Origin of the sequence: Streptomyces syringium, from assembly GCF_017876625.1 — a bacterium.
GTDB classification, from domain to species: domain Bacteria; phylum Actinomycetota; class Actinomycetes; order Streptomycetales; family Streptomycetaceae; genus Streptomyces; species Streptomyces syringius.
On sequence record NZ_JAGIOH010000001.1, the window covers coordinates 3066979 to 3082867 of the forward strand.

Genomic DNA, 15889 nt, shown 5'->3' on the forward strand with positions numbered 1-15889 from the left:
AGCACGGAGGTCACGGGCCCTGCCGTGTTCTCAGGGGGCCGCGGGCCCCTTGGCGTTGATCATCGCGAAGGTGCCGCCCTGCGGGTCCTGCACGATGGCCATCCGCCCGGCCATCATGTCGAACGGCGGGACGAGCACATTGCCACCGCCCCGGGTCAGGGCGTCGACGGAGGCGTCGGTGTCCTCGACGGCGAAGTAGCACAGCCAGTGCGAGGGCGTGCCGGGCGGCAGCTTGTCCAGCCCCTGGGTGCCGCCGACGGTCCGGCCGTCGACCTGGAGCGCGGAGTAGTCGGGCGCGCCGTCGATGGGGACCGCCTCGATGCCGAGCGCGGCGGAGTAGAAGGCCGCGGCGGCCTGGGGGTCACTGGTGTTCAGCTCGTTCCAGATCAGCGCCCCCGGCTCGTTGACGACCTCCGCCCCGGGGAAGTCCCGGGCCTGCCAGAGCCCGTAGACGGCCCCCGTGGGGTCGGCGACGACCGACATACGGCCGAGGGTGAGCACGTCCATGCCCGGCATGATCACGGTGCCGCCGTTGTCGGCGATCTTCTTCTCGGTGGCGTCCGTGTCGGAGACGGCGAGGTAGGTGGTCCATACGGTGGGCGGTGTCGGCTGATCGGGGTCGGGCGACATCGAGGTCATGATGCCGGCCACGGGCTTGCCGTTCAGGGTGCAGACCGCGTACCCGCCGGTCTCCGGCGGGCCGACCTCGCCCTGCCATCCGAACAGGTCGCGGTAGAAGTCGAGCGCCGCCTGCTGGTCGGGGACCATGAGGTCGACCCAGCAGGGGGTGCCGGGTGTGTACGGAGCGGTTACCTCGGGCATGTCATGAGCCTCCAGGGCAGTACGACCCCCCACCGCCCCCACCTTCGGTGCCCCGGCCCGATACCGCCACCGGCGTTCCCCCGTACGCGCGCGACGGCCCCCCGGCGGGGTGCCGGGGGGCCGTCGCGGTGAAACGCCCGGAGGGTTACTTCGGCAGGTTGCGCGCCATGACGATGCGCTGGACCTGGTTCGTGCCCTCGTAGATCTGCGTGATCTTGGCGTCGCGCATCATGCGCTCGACCGGGTAGTCACGGGTGTAGCCGTAGCCGCCGAGGAGCTGGACGGCGTCCACGGTGACCTCCATGGCCACGTCGGACGCGAAGCACTTCGCCGCCGCACCCTGGAAGGTGAGGTCGCTGTCGCCGCGCTCGGACTTGGCGGCGGCCGCGTAGGTCAGCTGGCGGGCGGCCTCGATCTTCATGGCCATGTCGGCCAGCATGAACTGGACGCCCTGGAAGTCGCCGATCGGCTTGCCGAACTGCTTGCGCTCCTGGACGTAGCCCTTGGCGTAGTCGAGGGCGCCCTGGGCGATGCCGAGGGCCTGGGCGGCGATGGTGATACGGGTGTGGTCGAGCGTCTTCATCGCCGTGGCGAAGCCGGTGCCCTCCTCGCCGATCATGCGGTCGGCGGGGATGCGGACGTTGTCGAGGTAGACCTCGCGCGTCGGGGAGCCCTTGATGCCGAGCTTGCGCTCCGGGGCGCCGAAGGAGACCCCCTCGTCGGACTTCTCGACGACGAACGCCGAGATGCCCTTGGAGCGCTTCTCCGGGTCGGTGACGGCCATGACCGTGTAGTACTCGCTGACGCCCGCGTTGGTGATCCAGCGCTTGACGCCGTTGAGGACCCAGAAGTCGCCGTCGCGCACGGCCTTGGTCTTCATGCCGGCCGCGTCGGAGCCCGCGTCGGGCTCGGAGAGGGCGTACGAGAACATCGCGTCGCCCTTGGCGAGCGGGCCCAGGTAGCGCTTCTTCAGCTCCTCGGAGCCGGACAGCACGACCGGCAGCGAGCCGAGCTTGTTGACCGCCGGGATCAGGGAGGACGACGCGCACACCCGCGCGACCTCCTCGATGACGATGACGGTGGCGAGCGCGTCGGCGCCGGCGCCGCCGAACTCCTCGGGCACGTGGATCGCGTGCAGGTCGGAGGCGACCAGCGCGTCGAGCGCCTCCTGCGGGAAGCGGCCCTCCTCATCCACCTCGGCGGCGAACGGGGCGATCTTCGCCTCGGCGAGCGAGCGCACGACCTTGCGGAGCTCGTCGTGCTCCTCGGACGGCCGGTACAGGTCGAAGTCCTTTGATCCCGCCAAGGTGGATTCACTCCCCAAAGAGTTAACTACCGTTTAGTAACCCGATTCTAGGGGCGGCCCCCCGCACGGGGATACGTGAGCTTGCCGACAGCGCCCGGGCACCCCCGGGATCTCCCCCGGACCTTCCCGCTCCGGGCCCCGACTATGCTCGGCGCAGTCCAGCCCGTCAGCACATGGAGCACGCATGGCCCCCAAGATCACCGTGATCGGCACCGGCTACCTCGGTGCCACCCACGCCGCGGCCATGGCCGAGCTCGGGTTCGAGGTGCTCGGCCTGGATGTGGTGCCCGAGAAGATCGAGATGCTCGGGCGCGGCAAGGTCCCGATGTACGAGCCGGGCCTGGAGGAGCTGCTCCGCCGCCACGTCGCCGGGATCGAGGGTTCGACCGGCCGGCTGCGCTTCACGATGTCGTGGGAAGAGGCCGGCGAGTTCGGTGACGTCCATTTCGTCTGCGTGAACACCCCGCAGAAGCACGGCGAGTACGCGTGCGACATGAGCTACGTCGAGAGCGCCATCGACGCCCTGGCCCCGCATCTGCACCGCCCGGCGCTGGTCGTCGGCAAGTCCACCGTCCCGGTCGGCAGCGCGGCCCGGCTCGCGGCCCGGCTCACCGAGCTGGCCCCGGCGGGCTCGGACGTCGAACTGGCCTGGAACCCGGAGTTCCTGCGCGAGGGCTTCGCCGTCCAGGACACCCTGCACCCGGACCGCATCGTGGTGGGCGTCGCCGGCGAGCGCGGCGAGAAGCTGCTGCGCGAGGTGTACGCGACACCGATCGGCGAGGGCTCGCCGTTCGTCGTCGCCGACTATCCGACGGCCGAGCTGGTCAAGACGGCCGCCAACTCCTTCCTCGCCACGAAGATCTCCTTCATCAACGCCATGGCCGAGGTCTGCGAGGCCGCCGACGGCGACGTGGCGAAGCTCGCGGAGGCGATCGGCCACGACGAGCGGATCGGCAAGAAGTTCCTCCGGGCCGGCATCGGCTTCGGCGGCGGCTGTCTGCCCAAGGACATCCGCGCCTTCATGGCCCGCGCCGGTGAGCTGGGCGCGGACCAGGCGCTGACCTTCCTCCGCGAGGTCGACTCCATCAACATGCGCCGCCGCGGCCACATGGTCGAGCTGGCCCGCGAGACCGTGGGCGGCAGCTTCCTGGGGCAGCGCGTGGCGGTGCTGGGCGCGACCTTCAAGCCCGACTCCGACGACGTACGGGACTCGCCCGCGCTGAACGTCGCCGGGCAGATCCACCTCCAGGGCGGCCAGGTCACCGTCTACGACCCCAAGGGCATGGACAACGCCCGCCGCCTCTTCCCCACCCTCGGCTACGCGCCGACCGCGCTCGAGGCGTGCCAGGGGGCGCACGTGGTGCTGCACCTCACGGAGTGGCGCGAGTTCCGCGAGCTGGACCCGGCGGCACTGGCCGCGGTCGTGGCGGAGCGGCGGATGCTGGACGGGCGCAATGCGCTTGACGCCGGCGCTTGGCGTTCTGCGGGTTGGACCTACCGGGCCATGGGTCGGCCTCAGGCCTAGGCCAAGGATTGCCCTCAATCGCCGGGCGGGCTGGGCTTTCCCACGGTGAAGAAGGGTTGGAAGTAGTCGGCCGGGTAGCCCTCTGCGACGGGTTTCCCCTCGGCCTCCAGCCAGGCGTGGGCGCCGAACGGGGGGAGTCGTCGCACACCGACGCACCACGTCGGCCACTGGCCGCGAAGCCGGCAGAGCAGGACCGTGGCCAGGGACCGGGGCAGGCAGCCCTGCCGGCCGGCGCAGCGCAGGCTGACGGCCGTCACGCTGTCGCGTGCGGCCTTGGCCTCGGCGTACGTGGCCGGGCGGCTTCCCCGGCTCAGCAGGCGCAGCACCGTGCGGATCCGGCGCGGGGACCGGGTGCCGAGCACGCGGGCGCCGAGCACCACGAGCCGGACCAGCGTGCGCAGGGGCAGCGACACCGCGTCCGGTCGGTGCGCAATGGCTTCGGGCAGGGTCATGAACGCGCTCCTACGCCTCGATGAGGTGTGCGGCCCGGAGTTCGTCCAGCAGGTCGAGGACGTCCGCGGCGGCCGTCTCGGGGTCGGTGTCGTAGTCCGTGTACAGCACGCGGGCCGCGTCCTGGTGGGTTCCGCCGGCCAGCAGCGTGCGCAGCACCGAGGCCGCGGTGGGGTTGAGGGTCCAGTACCGGCCGGTGTCCTCGTCCAGCAGGGCGATCCCGTACTCGGTCGGGGCCTGCAGCACCCCCGCGCGCAAGGTGATCGGCATGGTCGCTCCTCAGCTCGGTGTGCCGGCGCGTTCGAGCGTGCGCAGCCACACTTCGCACGCCACGGTCTGGTACAGCACCTCGTACGGCAGCGTCGGGGGCAGCGGCCGCTCGCAGGTCCTGCGCAGGAGGTCCGCGTCGATGAGGCCGAGCCGGGCGAGCCGGGAGTCCTCGCACAGGGCGAGCAGGTCCTTGCGGTGTTCGCTCAGGCCCGCGTGGACGTCGTGCGAGCCCTCGGCCTTGGTCACGCGGGTGAGGGACTCCGGCGGCACGATGCCGCGCATGGCCGCTGCGATGAGCGGCTTGTACCGCCACGGCGTGACCCGCTCCCCCGGCCGCACCGCCAGTGCCGTCTCGATCACCCGGTCGTCGTAGTACGGCGCCGCGAGCGTGACGCCGATGCGGCCCGCCAGCTGGGCGAGCTGGCGGATCACGCGGGTGACCGCCCGCATCGTTCCCAGCTCCTGGTGCAGGCCGTGGGTCGCGGCCAGCGGTTCGGCCGTGGGCGCCGCGTCGTGGACCGCCTCCCGGACCGCCCTCACCGCGTCCCGGGTGGCCCACGGCGGGAGCCGGGCGGGAATGCCCCAGCCCAGGAAGGGGGCGTCCGGCTCGGAGGCCGGGCCGAGCAGGTCGTCGCCGGCCCGGGCGAGCCAGCTCCGGTACGGCGGGTCGGTGAGCAACTGCGCCAGGGCCTGCCGGTGCGGCCAGCGGTACAGGCCGGCGTAGCCGCGCAGGTCGCGCAGCGCCGACCGCGGGCTGCGGCGCAGCATCGCGTGCAGGTGGGCGGGTGAGCCGCCCAGCAGTTCGTCGCCGCCGAAGCCGGTCAGGTGCAGCCGGGAGCCACGGGCCGCCGCCGCCCGCGCGATGACCAGCCACCGGTGGTGGTCGACGAGGGCGGGAAACGGCTCGTCCAGCGGGTCGTCGAAGTCGAGGATGCCGTGGTAGACGTACGGCACCGCCTCGGCGGGCAGGACCTCGTGCTCGATGTTGCCCAGGGCGGCGACGGTCCTGCGGGCCCAGAGCGCGTCATCGCCGTGCGGGTCCCGGGAAGCGAGCGTGTAGGCGATCAGCCCGGATGCCCCTCGGGCCGCCAGGCAGCACACCGCGGTCGAGTCCACTCCCCCCAGGTCGGCGCTGAGCACCGGCCTGTCGCGCGTGCGGACGTCCACCGCGGCACCGAGTACCTCGCGCAGTGCCGCCGCGCCGTCGGCCATCGGCACCACCGGATCCGGCGGGGTCCACCAGCGGGCCCGGTGGGCTCGCCCGTCGCGGTGGAGGCTGAGGTGGTGGCCGGCCGGTACCGCGCTCACGCCGCTCCAGACCGGCCGGTCCGTGACGGGGTGCAAGGAGAAGGGCTGGAGCAGGTGAACGGCCAGCCGGCGGCGGTCGGGTCCGGCGCCGGTCATCCCGGCCAGCACATCGGCCCGGTCGGCCGCCACGACGGCACCGCCGACGTACGCGTGGAACACCCTGCGCAGACAGCTCACCGGGCCCTGCACCCGGACCTGGCCCCCCACCGAGGCGACCAGGTGGAAACTGCCCCGCAGCGAGCGGTACAGCGGGCCGACGTCGGCCAGTGTGCGAATCCGTGCGGCCGCTTCGGTGAGCGCGCCTGCGGTCACCTCGTGCTGGCCGATCACGGCGAGTGCGGTGTGCCCGGCCTCCGCCATGACGGCGTCGTCGCCCCAGCGTCCGGCCATCCACGGGCGGCCGGAGGGGTGCCGGGTCCGCTGGTGCGCCGTGGCGGGCAGCAGGGTGCGGGCGGGCGCGGCGGAAGGACAGTCGGGAAGAACGACGAACCACGACGGAACGGCGGCACTGGTCATCGAGCTCCTCTCGGCCGCGGTCGCCGGGCCTCCGGATGGCGACGGTCGGCCACCACCCGGGGCCGCTCTTGCCCCCGTCGGCACAGCCCGGTCACGGGGAGGCCGGGTAAGCGGTCACATCCTCTTGAGGAGCAGGAGTTCGGGCCCGCCGCTGATCCCGAGACCGGTCTTCTTGGCGAAGGAACCGGCCGGCGTGAGGGCGGGACGCTCGTAACGGCGACGCTTGGGAGGGCACTTGGGGGGACTCATGGGTGACATCTCCTTCCGGAGTGGCCGATTCGACCAGCGTGCGCGCACGCGTCACCCCGCGCCAGGGGGACGCCCCCGCGCTCGAAGCACCCCACGGGCGCCCACCGGCCCTGTGCACGACGGGTGGGACGTCAGGGGCCGGGCTGCCCGGGAACCCGGCCCCCGGTGCTCAGCCGTCCAGTTGGTCGATCGTCGCGATCGACGGGCCCCGCGTAGCGGAACGGGCCACGTCCTCCGCCGCCCGCAGCACCCGCACCGCGTTCTGCCACGTCAGCTTCGCGAGGTCGGCGTCCGACCAGCCGCGGTGCAGGAGTTCCGCGATCAGGTTCGGGTAGCCGGCCACGTCCGCGAGGTCTTCCGGGGTGAACGCCGTGCCGTCGAAGTCGCCGCCGATGCCGATGTGGTCGATGCCCGCCACCTCGCGCATGTGGTCGAGGTGGTCGGCGACCGTGGCCGCCGTGGCGAGCGGACGGGGGTGCGCGGCCTCGAAGGCGCGGTGCACGGCCATCCCGGCGGGGGTGGTGTCGAGGTGGTGCAGGCCGTTGGCGCGCATGTTCTCGTCCGCCTGCCGGGTCCACTCGACGGCGGCGGGCAGGACGAACTTCGGCACGAACGTCGCCATGGCCACGCCCCCGTTCGCGGCGAGCGCGCCGAGCACGTCGTCGGGGATGTTGCGCGGGTGGTCGCAGACGGCACGCGCGGAGGAGTGCGAGAAGATCACCGGCGCCTCGGTGACCCGCAGCGCGTCCCGCATCGTGTCGGCCGAGACGTGCGAGAGGTCGACCAGCATGCCGAGGCGGTTCATCTCACGGACGACCTCCTCGCCGAAGCGGGTCAGGCCGTTCGCCACGGGCTCGTCGGTCGCCGAGTCCGCCCAGGGGATGTTGTCGTTGTGGGTCAGCGTCATGTAGCGGACGCCGAGGTGGTGCAGGGCGCGCAGGGTGGCCAGCGAGCAGTTGATGCTGTGCCCGCCCTCGGCGCCCATCAGGGAGGCGATGCGGCCCTCGGCGCGGGCGGCCTCCATGTCGTCGGCGGTGAGCGCGAGCCGCAGCTGGGAGGGGTAACGATTCACCAGCTGCCGCACGACGTCGATCTGTTCGAGCGTCGCGCTGACCGCCTCGTCACCGGCCATGCCGGTGCGGACGTACACGGACCAGAACTGGGCCCCGACCCCGCCCGCCCGCAGCCGGGGCAGATCGGTGTGCAGGCCGGTGGCGCTCTGGTCGGTGGCGATGTCGCGCCGGTCCAGGTCGTAGCGGACCTGCTCGCGCAGGGCCCACGGCAGGTCGTTGTGACCGTCGACGACGGGGTGGGCGGCGAGCAGCTCGTGGGCGCGGGCGAGGTGACCGGCCGCGGTGGTGGCGCTCACGGTCACTTCCCGAAGCCGAAGTGGGCGGTGCCCATGGCCTTGGCGCGCAGGCGCTTGCCCTTGTCCGTGGCCTGCTCGTTCAGCTCGTCCTGGAAGTGCCGCATCCGGGCCAGCAGCTCGGTGTCGTGGGCGGCGAGCATCCGGACGGCGAGCAGCCCGGCGTTGCGCGCGCCCGCGACGGAGACGGTGGCGACGGGCACGCCGGCGGGCATCTGCACGATCGACAGCAGGGAGTCCATGCCGTCGAGGTACTTCAGCGGCACGGGCACGCCGATGACCGGCAGCGGCGTGACGGACGCCAGCATGCCGGGCAGGTGGGCCGCGCCGCCCGCGCCCGCGATGATCGCCTTGAGGCCGCGGTCGGCGGCCTGCTCGCCGTACGCGACCATCTCGCGCGGCATGCGGTGCGCGGAGACCACGTCGACCTCGTAGGGGACCTCGAACTCGTCCAGGGCCTGGGCGGCGGCCTCCATGACGGACCAGTCGGAGTCCGAGCCCATGACGATGCCGATGAGAGGAGAAGTCATTCGGTGATCGTTCCTCGCAGGTATCCGGCGGCGTGGGCGGCGCGCTCGCGCACGTCCGCCAGATCGTCGCCGTAAGTGTTGACGTGTCCGACCTTGCGACCGGGCTTGACGTCCTTGCCGTACATGTGGATCTTCAACCCGGGATCGCGTGCCATGCAATGGAGGTACGCGGAATACATGTCCGGATAGTCGCCGCCGAGCACATTGGCCATGACGGTCCACTTGGCGCGCGGGCGCGGGTCGCCGAGCGGCAGGTCCAGCACCGCCCGTACGTGGTTGGCGAACTGCGAGGTGATCGCGCCGTCCTGGGTCCAGTGGCCGGAGTTGTGCGGGCGCATCGCCAGCTCGTTGACGAGCACCTCGAAGGAGCCGTCGGGCTTGCGGATCTCGAAGAGCTCCACGGCGAGGTGGCCGACCACGCCCAGCTCCGCGGCGACCTTGAGGGCGAGCTGCTGTGCGTGGGCGGAGAGCTCGGCGGAGAGATCGGGCGCGGGCGCGATGACGGTGTCACAGACGCCGTCGACCTGGATGGACTCGACGACCGGGTACGAGACGGCCTGGCCGTGCGGGGAGCGGACGACATTGGCGGCCAGCTCGCGGGTGAAGGCGACCTTCTCCTCCGCGAGGACGGGCACACCGGCGCGGAAGGGTTCCGCCGCCTCTTCCGCGCTGCGGACGATCCACACGCCCTTGCCGTCGTAGCCGCCGCGCACCGTCTTGAGCACGACGGGGAAACCGTCGCCCTCCTCCGCGAACCGCGCCACGTCGGCGGGGTCCGCCACGATGCGGTGCCGGGGACACGGCACTCCGATCTCACTGAGCCTGGCCCGCATCACGCCCTTGTCCTGGGCGTGCACCAACGCGTCGGGCCCCGGGCGGACGGGAATGCCGTCTGCCTCCAGGGCCCGTAGGTGCTCGGTGGGGACATGCTCGTGATCGAAGGTGATCACATCGCAGCCTTGTGCGAAAGCACGAAGGGTGTCCAGGTCGCGGTAGTCGCCGATGACGACTTCCCCGACCACCTGGGCCGCCGAGTCCAGCGGGGTATCGCTGAGCAGCTTGAACTTGATGCCGAGGGGGATGCCCGCCTCGTGGGTCATACGGGCGAGCTGGCCGCCGCCGACCATGCCGACTACCGGGAACGTCACGCTCCCAGAGTATCCGTACGCACGAACAGCTCCGACCGGGCCTGGATGATCGTCCAACTGCCGGGGCACCCGAGCCGACGGCCGGATGGGAGCGCGTTCGCCGGCCGTTCACCGGAGTCAGCGGTTGGGGCCGGGGCCCGCTGGTTAGCATGAAGGCTGCCCTATGCCCAGTTTCGCCCAGCAACGGAGCCTGACGATCACTATGAGTCAACGGTCCGCGATGCGTGCCCGGCTGGAGCGGCTGGCCCGCGAAATCGCGAAGTTCGGGGCGGTGGGCGCCGTCGGTTTCGTGGTGAATTTCATCGTCTTCAACATCTGTGTGCACGGCTTCGGCCTCGCGGTGGTGCGCTCGGGCGTCATAGCGACCGGCGTCGCGATCGGCACCAACTACGTGGGCAACCGCTACTGGACCTACCGGGCCGGCGACAAGAACCGGCGCAGCCGCGAGCTGACCCTGTTCCTGCTGTTCAGCGGTGTCGGCCTGGTGATCGAGAACGGCATCCTGGCCCTCTCGCACTACGGCTTCGGCCTCACCTCGCCGCTCGCGGACAACATCGCGAAGAACGTCGTCGGCCTCGGCATCGGCACGGTCTTCCGCTTCTGGTCCTACCGCACCTGGGTGTTCCGGGCGCTGCCCGCCCGTGAGGCGGTGGAGACTGCTGAATCGTTCCTGGACGACCGTCCGCAGCGGGCCGGGACGGGCGACGCGACCCGCTGACGCCCCCGGCGGGACATCCGGGGCCGTTGCCCCCGGCGGGGCGCCCGGGCCGTCAGTCCTCGTGCGGCTCCCCGTGGTCGCCCGCCTCACGGCTCAGGAACAGCGCGAAGACCGGCGGGTGCGGCTGGAGGAGTTCGAGCCGCCCGCCGTCCGCCTCCGCCAGGTCACGGGCGACGGCCAGCCCCAGGCCCGTGGAGTTCCGGCCGCTGACCGTCCGCTCGAAGACCCGCGACCCGAGGTCCGGCGAGACCCCCGGCCCCTCGTCCGTGACCTCCACGACCGCCTGGTTGCCGGTGACCCGGGTGCGCAGGGCGACCGTGCCGTCGCCGTGCATCAGCGAGTTCTCGATGAGGGTGGCGAGCACCTGCGCGACCGCCCCGGGCGTGCCGACGGCCCGGAGCCCCTGCTTTCCGGAGCGGACCAGGGCCCGGCCCTCGCTGCGGGTGGCGGGCCGCCATTCCTCCAGTTGCTGCTTGATGACCTCGTCGAGGTCGAAGCTGACGGCCGAGCCCGACTGCGGGTCGCGGGAGTTCGTCAGCAGCCGCTGCACGACGTCGGTGAGCCGCTCGACCTGGGTGAGGGCGATCGTCGCCTCGTCCTTCACCGTCTCGGGGTCGTCGGTCAGCGTGATCTCCTCCAGCCGCATCGACAGCGCGGTCAGCGGCGTGCGGAGCTGGTGCGAGGCGTCGGCCGCGAGGCGCCGCTCGGCGGTGAGCATCCGGGCGATCCGCTCGGCGCTCGCGTCCAGGACGTCCGCGACCCGGTCCAGCTCGGGCACCCCGTAGCGGCGGTGACGGGGACGGGGATCGCCGGAGCCGAGCCGCTCGGCCGTCTCGGCGAGGTCGGTCAGCGGCGCGGTGAGCCGGTTCGCCTGGCGCACGGCGAGGAAGACGGCGGCGATCACGGCCAGCAGCGCCACCGCGAGGATCACCATCAGGGTGCGGCCGAGCTCCCTGCTGACCGCGGAGCGGGACTCCTCGACCCGTACGGTCTCGCCCTGCTCGCCCCGCTCTGTGGAGGCGATGACATCGCCCTCGGGGCGCTCGCCGATCTCGATGGCGGCCCGGCCGGGGATGTCGACCCGCGCGTACCGGTCGGGGGTGATCTGCTCGCGCAGCACCCCCGACTCCACGCGCTCGCCGCCGATCAGCCGGCTGTCGAGGATGCTCACCAGCCGGACGGCCTCGGACTGCACGCTCTCCCGCGCGCTGCTCTCGATCGTGCGGGTTTCGACGATGACGAGCGAGATGCCGAACACGGCGATCACGACGAGCACGACGGCGAGGGTGGAGTTGATCAGTCGGCGGCGCACGGTGCCCTCCGGGCAGGGTGGTACGAACACAGCCCGGCGGAGGCCGGTCAGCTCTTTTCGAAGCGGAAGCCGACGCCTCGGACGGTGGCGATGTAACGCGGGTTCGCGGCGTCGTCCCCGAGCTTCTTGCGAAGCCAGGAGATGTGCATGTCGAGCGTCTTGGTGGACGACCACCAAGTGGTGTCCCAGACCTCGCGCATCAGCTGGTCGCGGGTGACGACCCGGCCCGCGTCCCGGACGAGCACCCGGAGCAGATCGAACTCCTTCGCGGTGAGCTGGAGCTCGTCGTCGCCCATCCAGGCGCGGTGCGACTCGACGTCGATCCGCACGCCGTGGGTGGTGGGCGGCTGCTGCGGGGCCTCGACCGTGCCGCGGCGCAGCAGGGCCCGCACCCGCGCGAGCAGCTCGGCCAGCCGGAACGGCTTGGTGACGTAGTCGTCGGCACCGGCGTCCAGGCCGACCACGGTGTCCACCTCGTCGGCCCGGGCGGTGAGCACGAGCACCGGGAAGCCGTGACCCTCCGTGCGCAGCCGGCGGCAGACCTCCAGGCCGTCCATGCCGGGCAGGCCGAGGTCGAGAACGAGGAGGTCGACCCCTCCCTTGAGGCCGGCGTCGAGCGCCGTGGGGCCGTCTTCACGCACCTCCACCTCGTACCCCTCGCGGCGCAGCGCGCGTGCGAGCGGCTCCGAGATCGAAGCGTCATCCTCGGCGAGCAGTACTCGGGTCATGGGGTGATGGTAGTCCGCTCGACCGCATGTCAGGAGGGGGATGGGGCTACCTGCGGCAACAGCGCCGCCAGCCGGTCTGGACCATTGAATGTGGGCAAACAGTTCCACAGTGACCTGTGATCCATATCTCAACTCCTTCCTTTTGCGGGCGGGGTGTGACGTATGGTGACGGGAAGTCTGTAGCACTACCGGGGGCCTTCGGCATGTCCAACACGCCGGGGGTCTCTGCTGTGCGCGGTACTGGCCCACCAGTCCCGTCACAGAGAATGACCTGACGGCCGGGTCCGCCGCGCGAAGGTGCGCGGGGGCGTGGATCCCGGTGCGCGGCTGTCCTGCCGATCTCCTCTACCGAGGTGCGTCGAACCCCTGGGGCGTGGGGGCGGGCAGTGCGGTGCCCGGTGCCGGCCAACCCCCACCCGGGCGCGCATCAGCTCCACGCGCGTCCCGAGCACCCAAGGACTGACCATGGCGTCCAGCCTGACGAAGGACCCAGCCGAGCAGGAGAAGACCTCTCCGGGCTCCGGCAAGACGTTCTTCGGCCACCCCCGCGGCCTGGCCCCCCTCTTCATGACGGAGATGTGGGAGCGCTTCAGCTACTACGGAATGCGCGCCCTTCTCGTCGTCTACCTGATCGCCGGCGGCCCGGACGCCAAGCCCGACAGCCAGGGCGGCGGTCTGGCGATGCCCGAGGCCAGCGCGGTGGCGATCTACTCCGTCTACGTGGCGATGGTCTACCTGCTCGCCATGCCCGGCGGCTGGTTCGGCGACCGCGTCTGGGGCCCGCGCAAGACGGTCACCATCGCGGCCGCCACCATCATGGTCGGCCACCTGGCGCTGGCGATCCCCGGCAAGCCCTCGTTCTTCGCGGGTCTGGCGCTCGTCGCGCTCGGTTCCGGTCTGCTGAAGGCCAACATCTCCACGATGGTCGGCCACCTCTACGACGGCCCGAAGGACCCGCGCCGGGACGGTGGCTTCACCGTCTTCTACATGGGCATCAACCTCGGTGCCTTCTTCGCCCCGCTGGTCATCGGCACCGTCGGCCAGAAGGTCAACTGGCACCTGGGCTTCACCATCGCCGCCGCCGGTATGGCGCTCGGCCTGGCGTTCTTCCTGTGGGGCACCCGTCACCTGGACCCGAAGAGCAGCGTCGTCCCGAAGCCGCTGTCGGCCGCCGAGAAGAAGTCGACGCTCACCAAGGGTCTGATCTGGCTCGCCGTCGCGGCCCTCTTCTACGGCGTCGTCGGTGGCACCGGACACTTCACGCTCAACTGGGCGCTGATCCCGATCACCGTCGCCGGTCTGATCATCCCGATCACCGTCCTCGCCCGCATCAAGCGCGACAAGGAACTGTCGGCGACCGAGCAGACCAAGGTCAGCGGCTACATCTGGTTCTTCGTCGCCGCCGCCGTGTTCTGGATGATCTTCGACCAGGCGGGCTCGACGATGTCGACCTTCGCCGAGAAGAAGACCGCGGACAACGTCTTCGGGATCGAGTTCCCCTCGACCTGGTTCCAGTCGGTCAACCCGCTGTGGGTCATGGCGCTGGCCCCGGTCTTCGCCTGGCTGTGGGTGTGGCTCGCCCGCAGCGACCGCGAGCCGAGCACCACGGTGAAGTTCGCGATGGCCATGGTCGTCATCGGTGCCTCGTTCTTCGTCTTCGCCGTCCCGATGGCGATGGCCGGCGACGGCACGAAGGTCAGCCCGATGTGGCTGCTGTCGATCTACATGATCCAGACCATGGGCGAGCTGTGCCTCTCCCCGGTGGGTCTGTCGCTGACCACCAAGATGGCGCCGCAGAAGTACGCGAGCCAGATGATGGGCGTGTGGTTCCTCGCCGTCACCGCCGGTGACTGCACCACGGGTCTGCTGTCCATCGCGGGCGTGGACCTCAACGGCACCGGCATGATCCTGCTGCAGGCGACGCTCGCCGCCGTCGCCGGTCTCGCGGTGTGGATGTACCGCAAGAAGATCGAAGCCCTGATGGGCGACGTGAAGTAACCGACGTGAAGTAACCGACGTGGAGCAACCACGGTCGTGACAGGGCCCCGGCGCGGATCTCCGCGCCGGGGCCTTCGCGTGGGCCCGTCACCGTCTGCCGTGCCTCAGCGGCGCACCCGGCGCCCGGGGACGAAGGCGAGGACCGCGCCGCCGACGAGGACGAGCGTCCCGGCGGCGAAGGCGAGCGCCTTCAGCGGCCCGCTCGCGCCGGTCGCGGCGAGACCGCCGGAGCCGCCGCTTCCGCTGCTGCTGCCGGTGCCGGTGCCTCCGGCGGTGGTTCCGCTGGTGCCCGTCGTCCCGGTGGTACCGGTGGTGCCGGTGGATCCAGTCGCGCCGGTGGTGCCGCCGGGCTGTTCCTTGGTGTCCACTTCGAGGGACGCGCCCGGGTCCTTGGCCGGGGTGCAGACGGTGGTCGTGCCGAGGGCCTTGACCGTCAGAACACCGGGGGTGAGCGTCGCCTTGCCGCTCGCGCCGGGCTTGTACGTGCCCTTGAGGTCGGGGACGACGATGGGCTGCCCGGTCTTGATCGGATCCTTGTTGGGCTCGCCGACGACCTCGACCTTGCCCTTGTCCGCGCCGCCGACGGTGACCGCCATGGACGGGACGACGGACTTCGCGGGGATGTCGGCGGGGCTGTCCATGACGGACTTGCCGAACTTCACGGTGAGGTCGAAGACGCCGCTCTTGCGGAGGGCGTTGATCTGGACCGGCGAGGTGACGTTCTTGTCGCCGATGGGCGTCTTGCACTGGTACTCGACGTTCAGCTGCTTGCCCGTGAGGGGCCCGTCACCGGGGTCGCTGCCGCCGGTGGCGCCACCGGACGTCGTGGTGGTGCCGGTGGTGCCGCCGCTGGTGCCTGTTGTGCCGGTGGTGCCGGTGGTACCGCCCGTGGTCGTGCTGCCACCGGTCGTCGTCGTACCGCCGGTCGTCGTCGTACCGCCGCTGGTGCCGGACGAGCCGTCCGTCACCTTGATCGTGGCGGCGGGCTTCACCGCCTCCTTCGGTGAGCACTTGGTGTCGGTGGGCAGCGGCTTGCTGACGTTGATCGCGTAGGCGCCGGGGGTGAGCGTCACCTCGCCCGCCTTCGTCAGCTTCACCTTGGCCTTCATGTCGGGCAGGATCATGGCGCTGTTCTTGGGGATGGGCGGGTTCTGCCGCGGTCCTTCCACGGCCAGCTCACCGGTCTGCGCGCCACCGAGCGTGATCTTCCCGGTCGGTTTGACGGTGTCCTTGTCCAGATCGAGGATGTCGGGGTTCTTGGAGGCGGCCTGGACCGTTTTCCACACCACCTCGACCTCGTCGCCGACCTTCGCCGTCGCGGGGGCGGTGATGTCCGCCCGCGTGGTGCCCCGCACGGGCGGCAGCTGCGAGATCGGGGGCGGTATGCACTCGGTCGCGTACGACACCTCGGCGGCCTGCACGCTACCCGCGCTCAGCAGCGTGCCCGCGCCCCCCAGCATCAGCGCGAGCCCTGCCGCGCGCGCTCTCCGTCGCGTACTCACGTCGTTCCCTTCGTCGGTCCGTCCTCGGATGGTGCGGAAACCCGTGGCTGCGTGTCACCGGCGAACCACGGGAGGCCCTCGCGGGCGGCGGGGCCCCTGCGGGGGCGGGCCCCGGGGCCGGGGGCCGTGGCCGGGCAGGCG

At 71.5% G+C, this 15889-nt stretch carries 15 protein-coding genes; 3 read left to right on the top strand and 12 right to left on the bottom strand.

Annotation, left to right across the window (positions count from 1 at the left end; translation table 11 throughout):
• Positions 1-30 precede the first annotated feature (30 nt).
• Together JO379_RS13505 and JO379_RS13510 are read right to left on the bottom strand one after the other, a co-directional pair.
• Positions 31-822, bottom strand: a complete 792-nt coding sequence (locus tag JO379_RS13505) for a VOC family protein (protein ID WP_130878175.1) — start codon at positions 820-822, stop codon at positions 31-33.
• Between the two features lie 145 nt (positions 823-967).
• Positions 968-2128: an acyl-CoA dehydrogenase gene (locus JO379_RS13510; RefSeq protein WP_130878176.1), complete on the bottom strand. Its 1161-nt coding sequence runs from the start codon at positions 2126-2128 to the stop codon at positions 968-970.
• Positions 2129-2312: 184 nt separating this feature from the next.
• Here JO379_RS13510 and JO379_RS13515 point away from each other — a divergent pair, with 184 nt between their 5' ends.
• Entirely contained in the window at positions 2313-3653 is a 1341-nt protein-coding gene (locus JO379_RS13515) for a UDP-glucose dehydrogenase family protein (RefSeq protein ID WP_209515085.1), read from the top strand.
• Between the two features lie 14 nt (positions 3654-3667).
• Here JO379_RS13515 and JO379_RS13520 read toward each other — a convergent pair whose 3' ends face one another.
• The 7 genes from JO379_RS13520 to JO379_RS13550 all read right to left on the bottom strand — a co-directional run bounded on the left by JO379_RS13520 (position 3668) and on the right by JO379_RS13550 (position 9469).
• Entirely contained in the window at positions 3668-4105 is a 438-nt protein-coding gene (locus JO379_RS13520) for a lasso peptide biosynthesis B2 protein (protein WP_209515087.1), read from the bottom strand.
• Positions 4106-4115: 10 nt separating this feature from the next.
• Complete coding sequence (locus tag JO379_RS13525) at positions 4116-4373, bottom strand: lasso peptide biosynthesis PqqD family chaperone (RefSeq protein ID WP_209515089.1); 258 nt, start codon at positions 4371-4373, stop codon at positions 4116-4118.
• A 9-nt stretch (positions 4374-4382) separates the two neighbouring features.
• Positions 4383-6197, bottom strand: coding sequence for an asparagine synthase-related protein (locus JO379_RS13530; RefSeq protein ID WP_209515091.1), 1815 nt, complete (start codon positions 6195-6197; stop codon positions 4383-4385).
• A gap of 114 nt (positions 6198-6311) precedes the next feature.
• The gene (locus JO379_RS13535) at positions 6312-6446 is read right to left on the bottom strand and encodes a keywimysin-related RiPP (protein ID WP_130878181.1); all 135 of its coding nucleotides are present in this window, start codon (positions 6444-6446) and stop codon (positions 6312-6314) included.
• A gap of 169 nt (positions 6447-6615) precedes the next feature.
• Positions 6616-7815 (bottom strand): dipeptidase, encoded by a 1200-nt coding sequence (locus tag JO379_RS13540; RefSeq protein ID WP_209515093.1) that lies wholly within the window; start codon positions 7813-7815, stop codon positions 6616-6618.
• Between the two features lie 2 nt (positions 7816-7817).
• Complete coding sequence (purE, locus tag JO379_RS13545) at positions 7818-8342, bottom strand: 5-(carboxyamino)imidazole ribonucleotide mutase (protein ID WP_209515095.1); 525 nt, start codon at positions 8340-8342, stop codon at positions 7818-7820.
• Positions 8339-9469 (bottom strand): 5-(carboxyamino)imidazole ribonucleotide synthase, encoded by a 1131-nt coding sequence (locus JO379_RS13550; RefSeq protein WP_245382097.1) that lies wholly within the window; start codon positions 9467-9469, stop codon positions 8339-8341. Before JO379_RS13550 ends, purE begins: the two co-directional genes overlap by 4 nt.
• Before the next feature lie 223 nt (positions 9470-9692).
• Here JO379_RS13550 and JO379_RS13555 point away from each other — a divergent pair, with 223 nt between their 5' ends.
• On the top strand, positions 9693-10208 hold the full coding sequence (locus tag JO379_RS13555; protein ID WP_130878185.1) for a GtrA family protein: 516 nt from the start codon (positions 9693-9695) through the stop codon (positions 10206-10208).
• A gap of 52 nt (positions 10209-10260) precedes the next feature.
• On the opposite strand, the gene JO379_RS13560 is transcribed toward JO379_RS13555, so the two are convergent.
• Both JO379_RS13560 and JO379_RS13565 read right to left on the bottom strand, forming a co-directional pair.
• Positions 10261-11520 carry a sensor histidine kinase gene (locus tag JO379_RS13560; protein ID WP_130878186.1) on the bottom strand — a complete coding sequence of 420 codons (1260 nt, stop codon included), beginning with the start codon at positions 11518-11520 and terminating at the stop codon, positions 10261-10263.
• 47 nt (positions 11521-11567) lie between these two features.
• Positions 11568-12248: a response regulator transcription factor gene (locus JO379_RS13565; RefSeq protein ID WP_130878187.1), complete on the bottom strand. Its 681-nt coding sequence runs from the start codon at positions 12246-12248 to the stop codon at positions 11568-11570.
• A gap of 465 nt (positions 12249-12713) precedes the next feature.
• Here JO379_RS13565 and JO379_RS13570 point away from each other — a divergent pair, with 465 nt between their 5' ends.
• A complete protein-coding gene (locus JO379_RS13570) occupies positions 12714-14246 on the top strand; it encodes a peptide MFS transporter (protein ID WP_130878188.1) in 1533 nt (510 codons plus the stop codon).
• Positions 14247-14350: 104 nt separating this feature from the next.
• Here JO379_RS13570 and JO379_RS13575 read toward each other — a convergent pair whose 3' ends face one another.
• A complete protein-coding gene (locus JO379_RS13575) occupies positions 14351-15706 on the bottom strand; it encodes a hypothetical protein (RefSeq protein ID WP_209518693.1) in 1356 nt (451 codons plus the stop codon).
• Positions 15707-15889 lie beyond the last annotated feature (183 nt).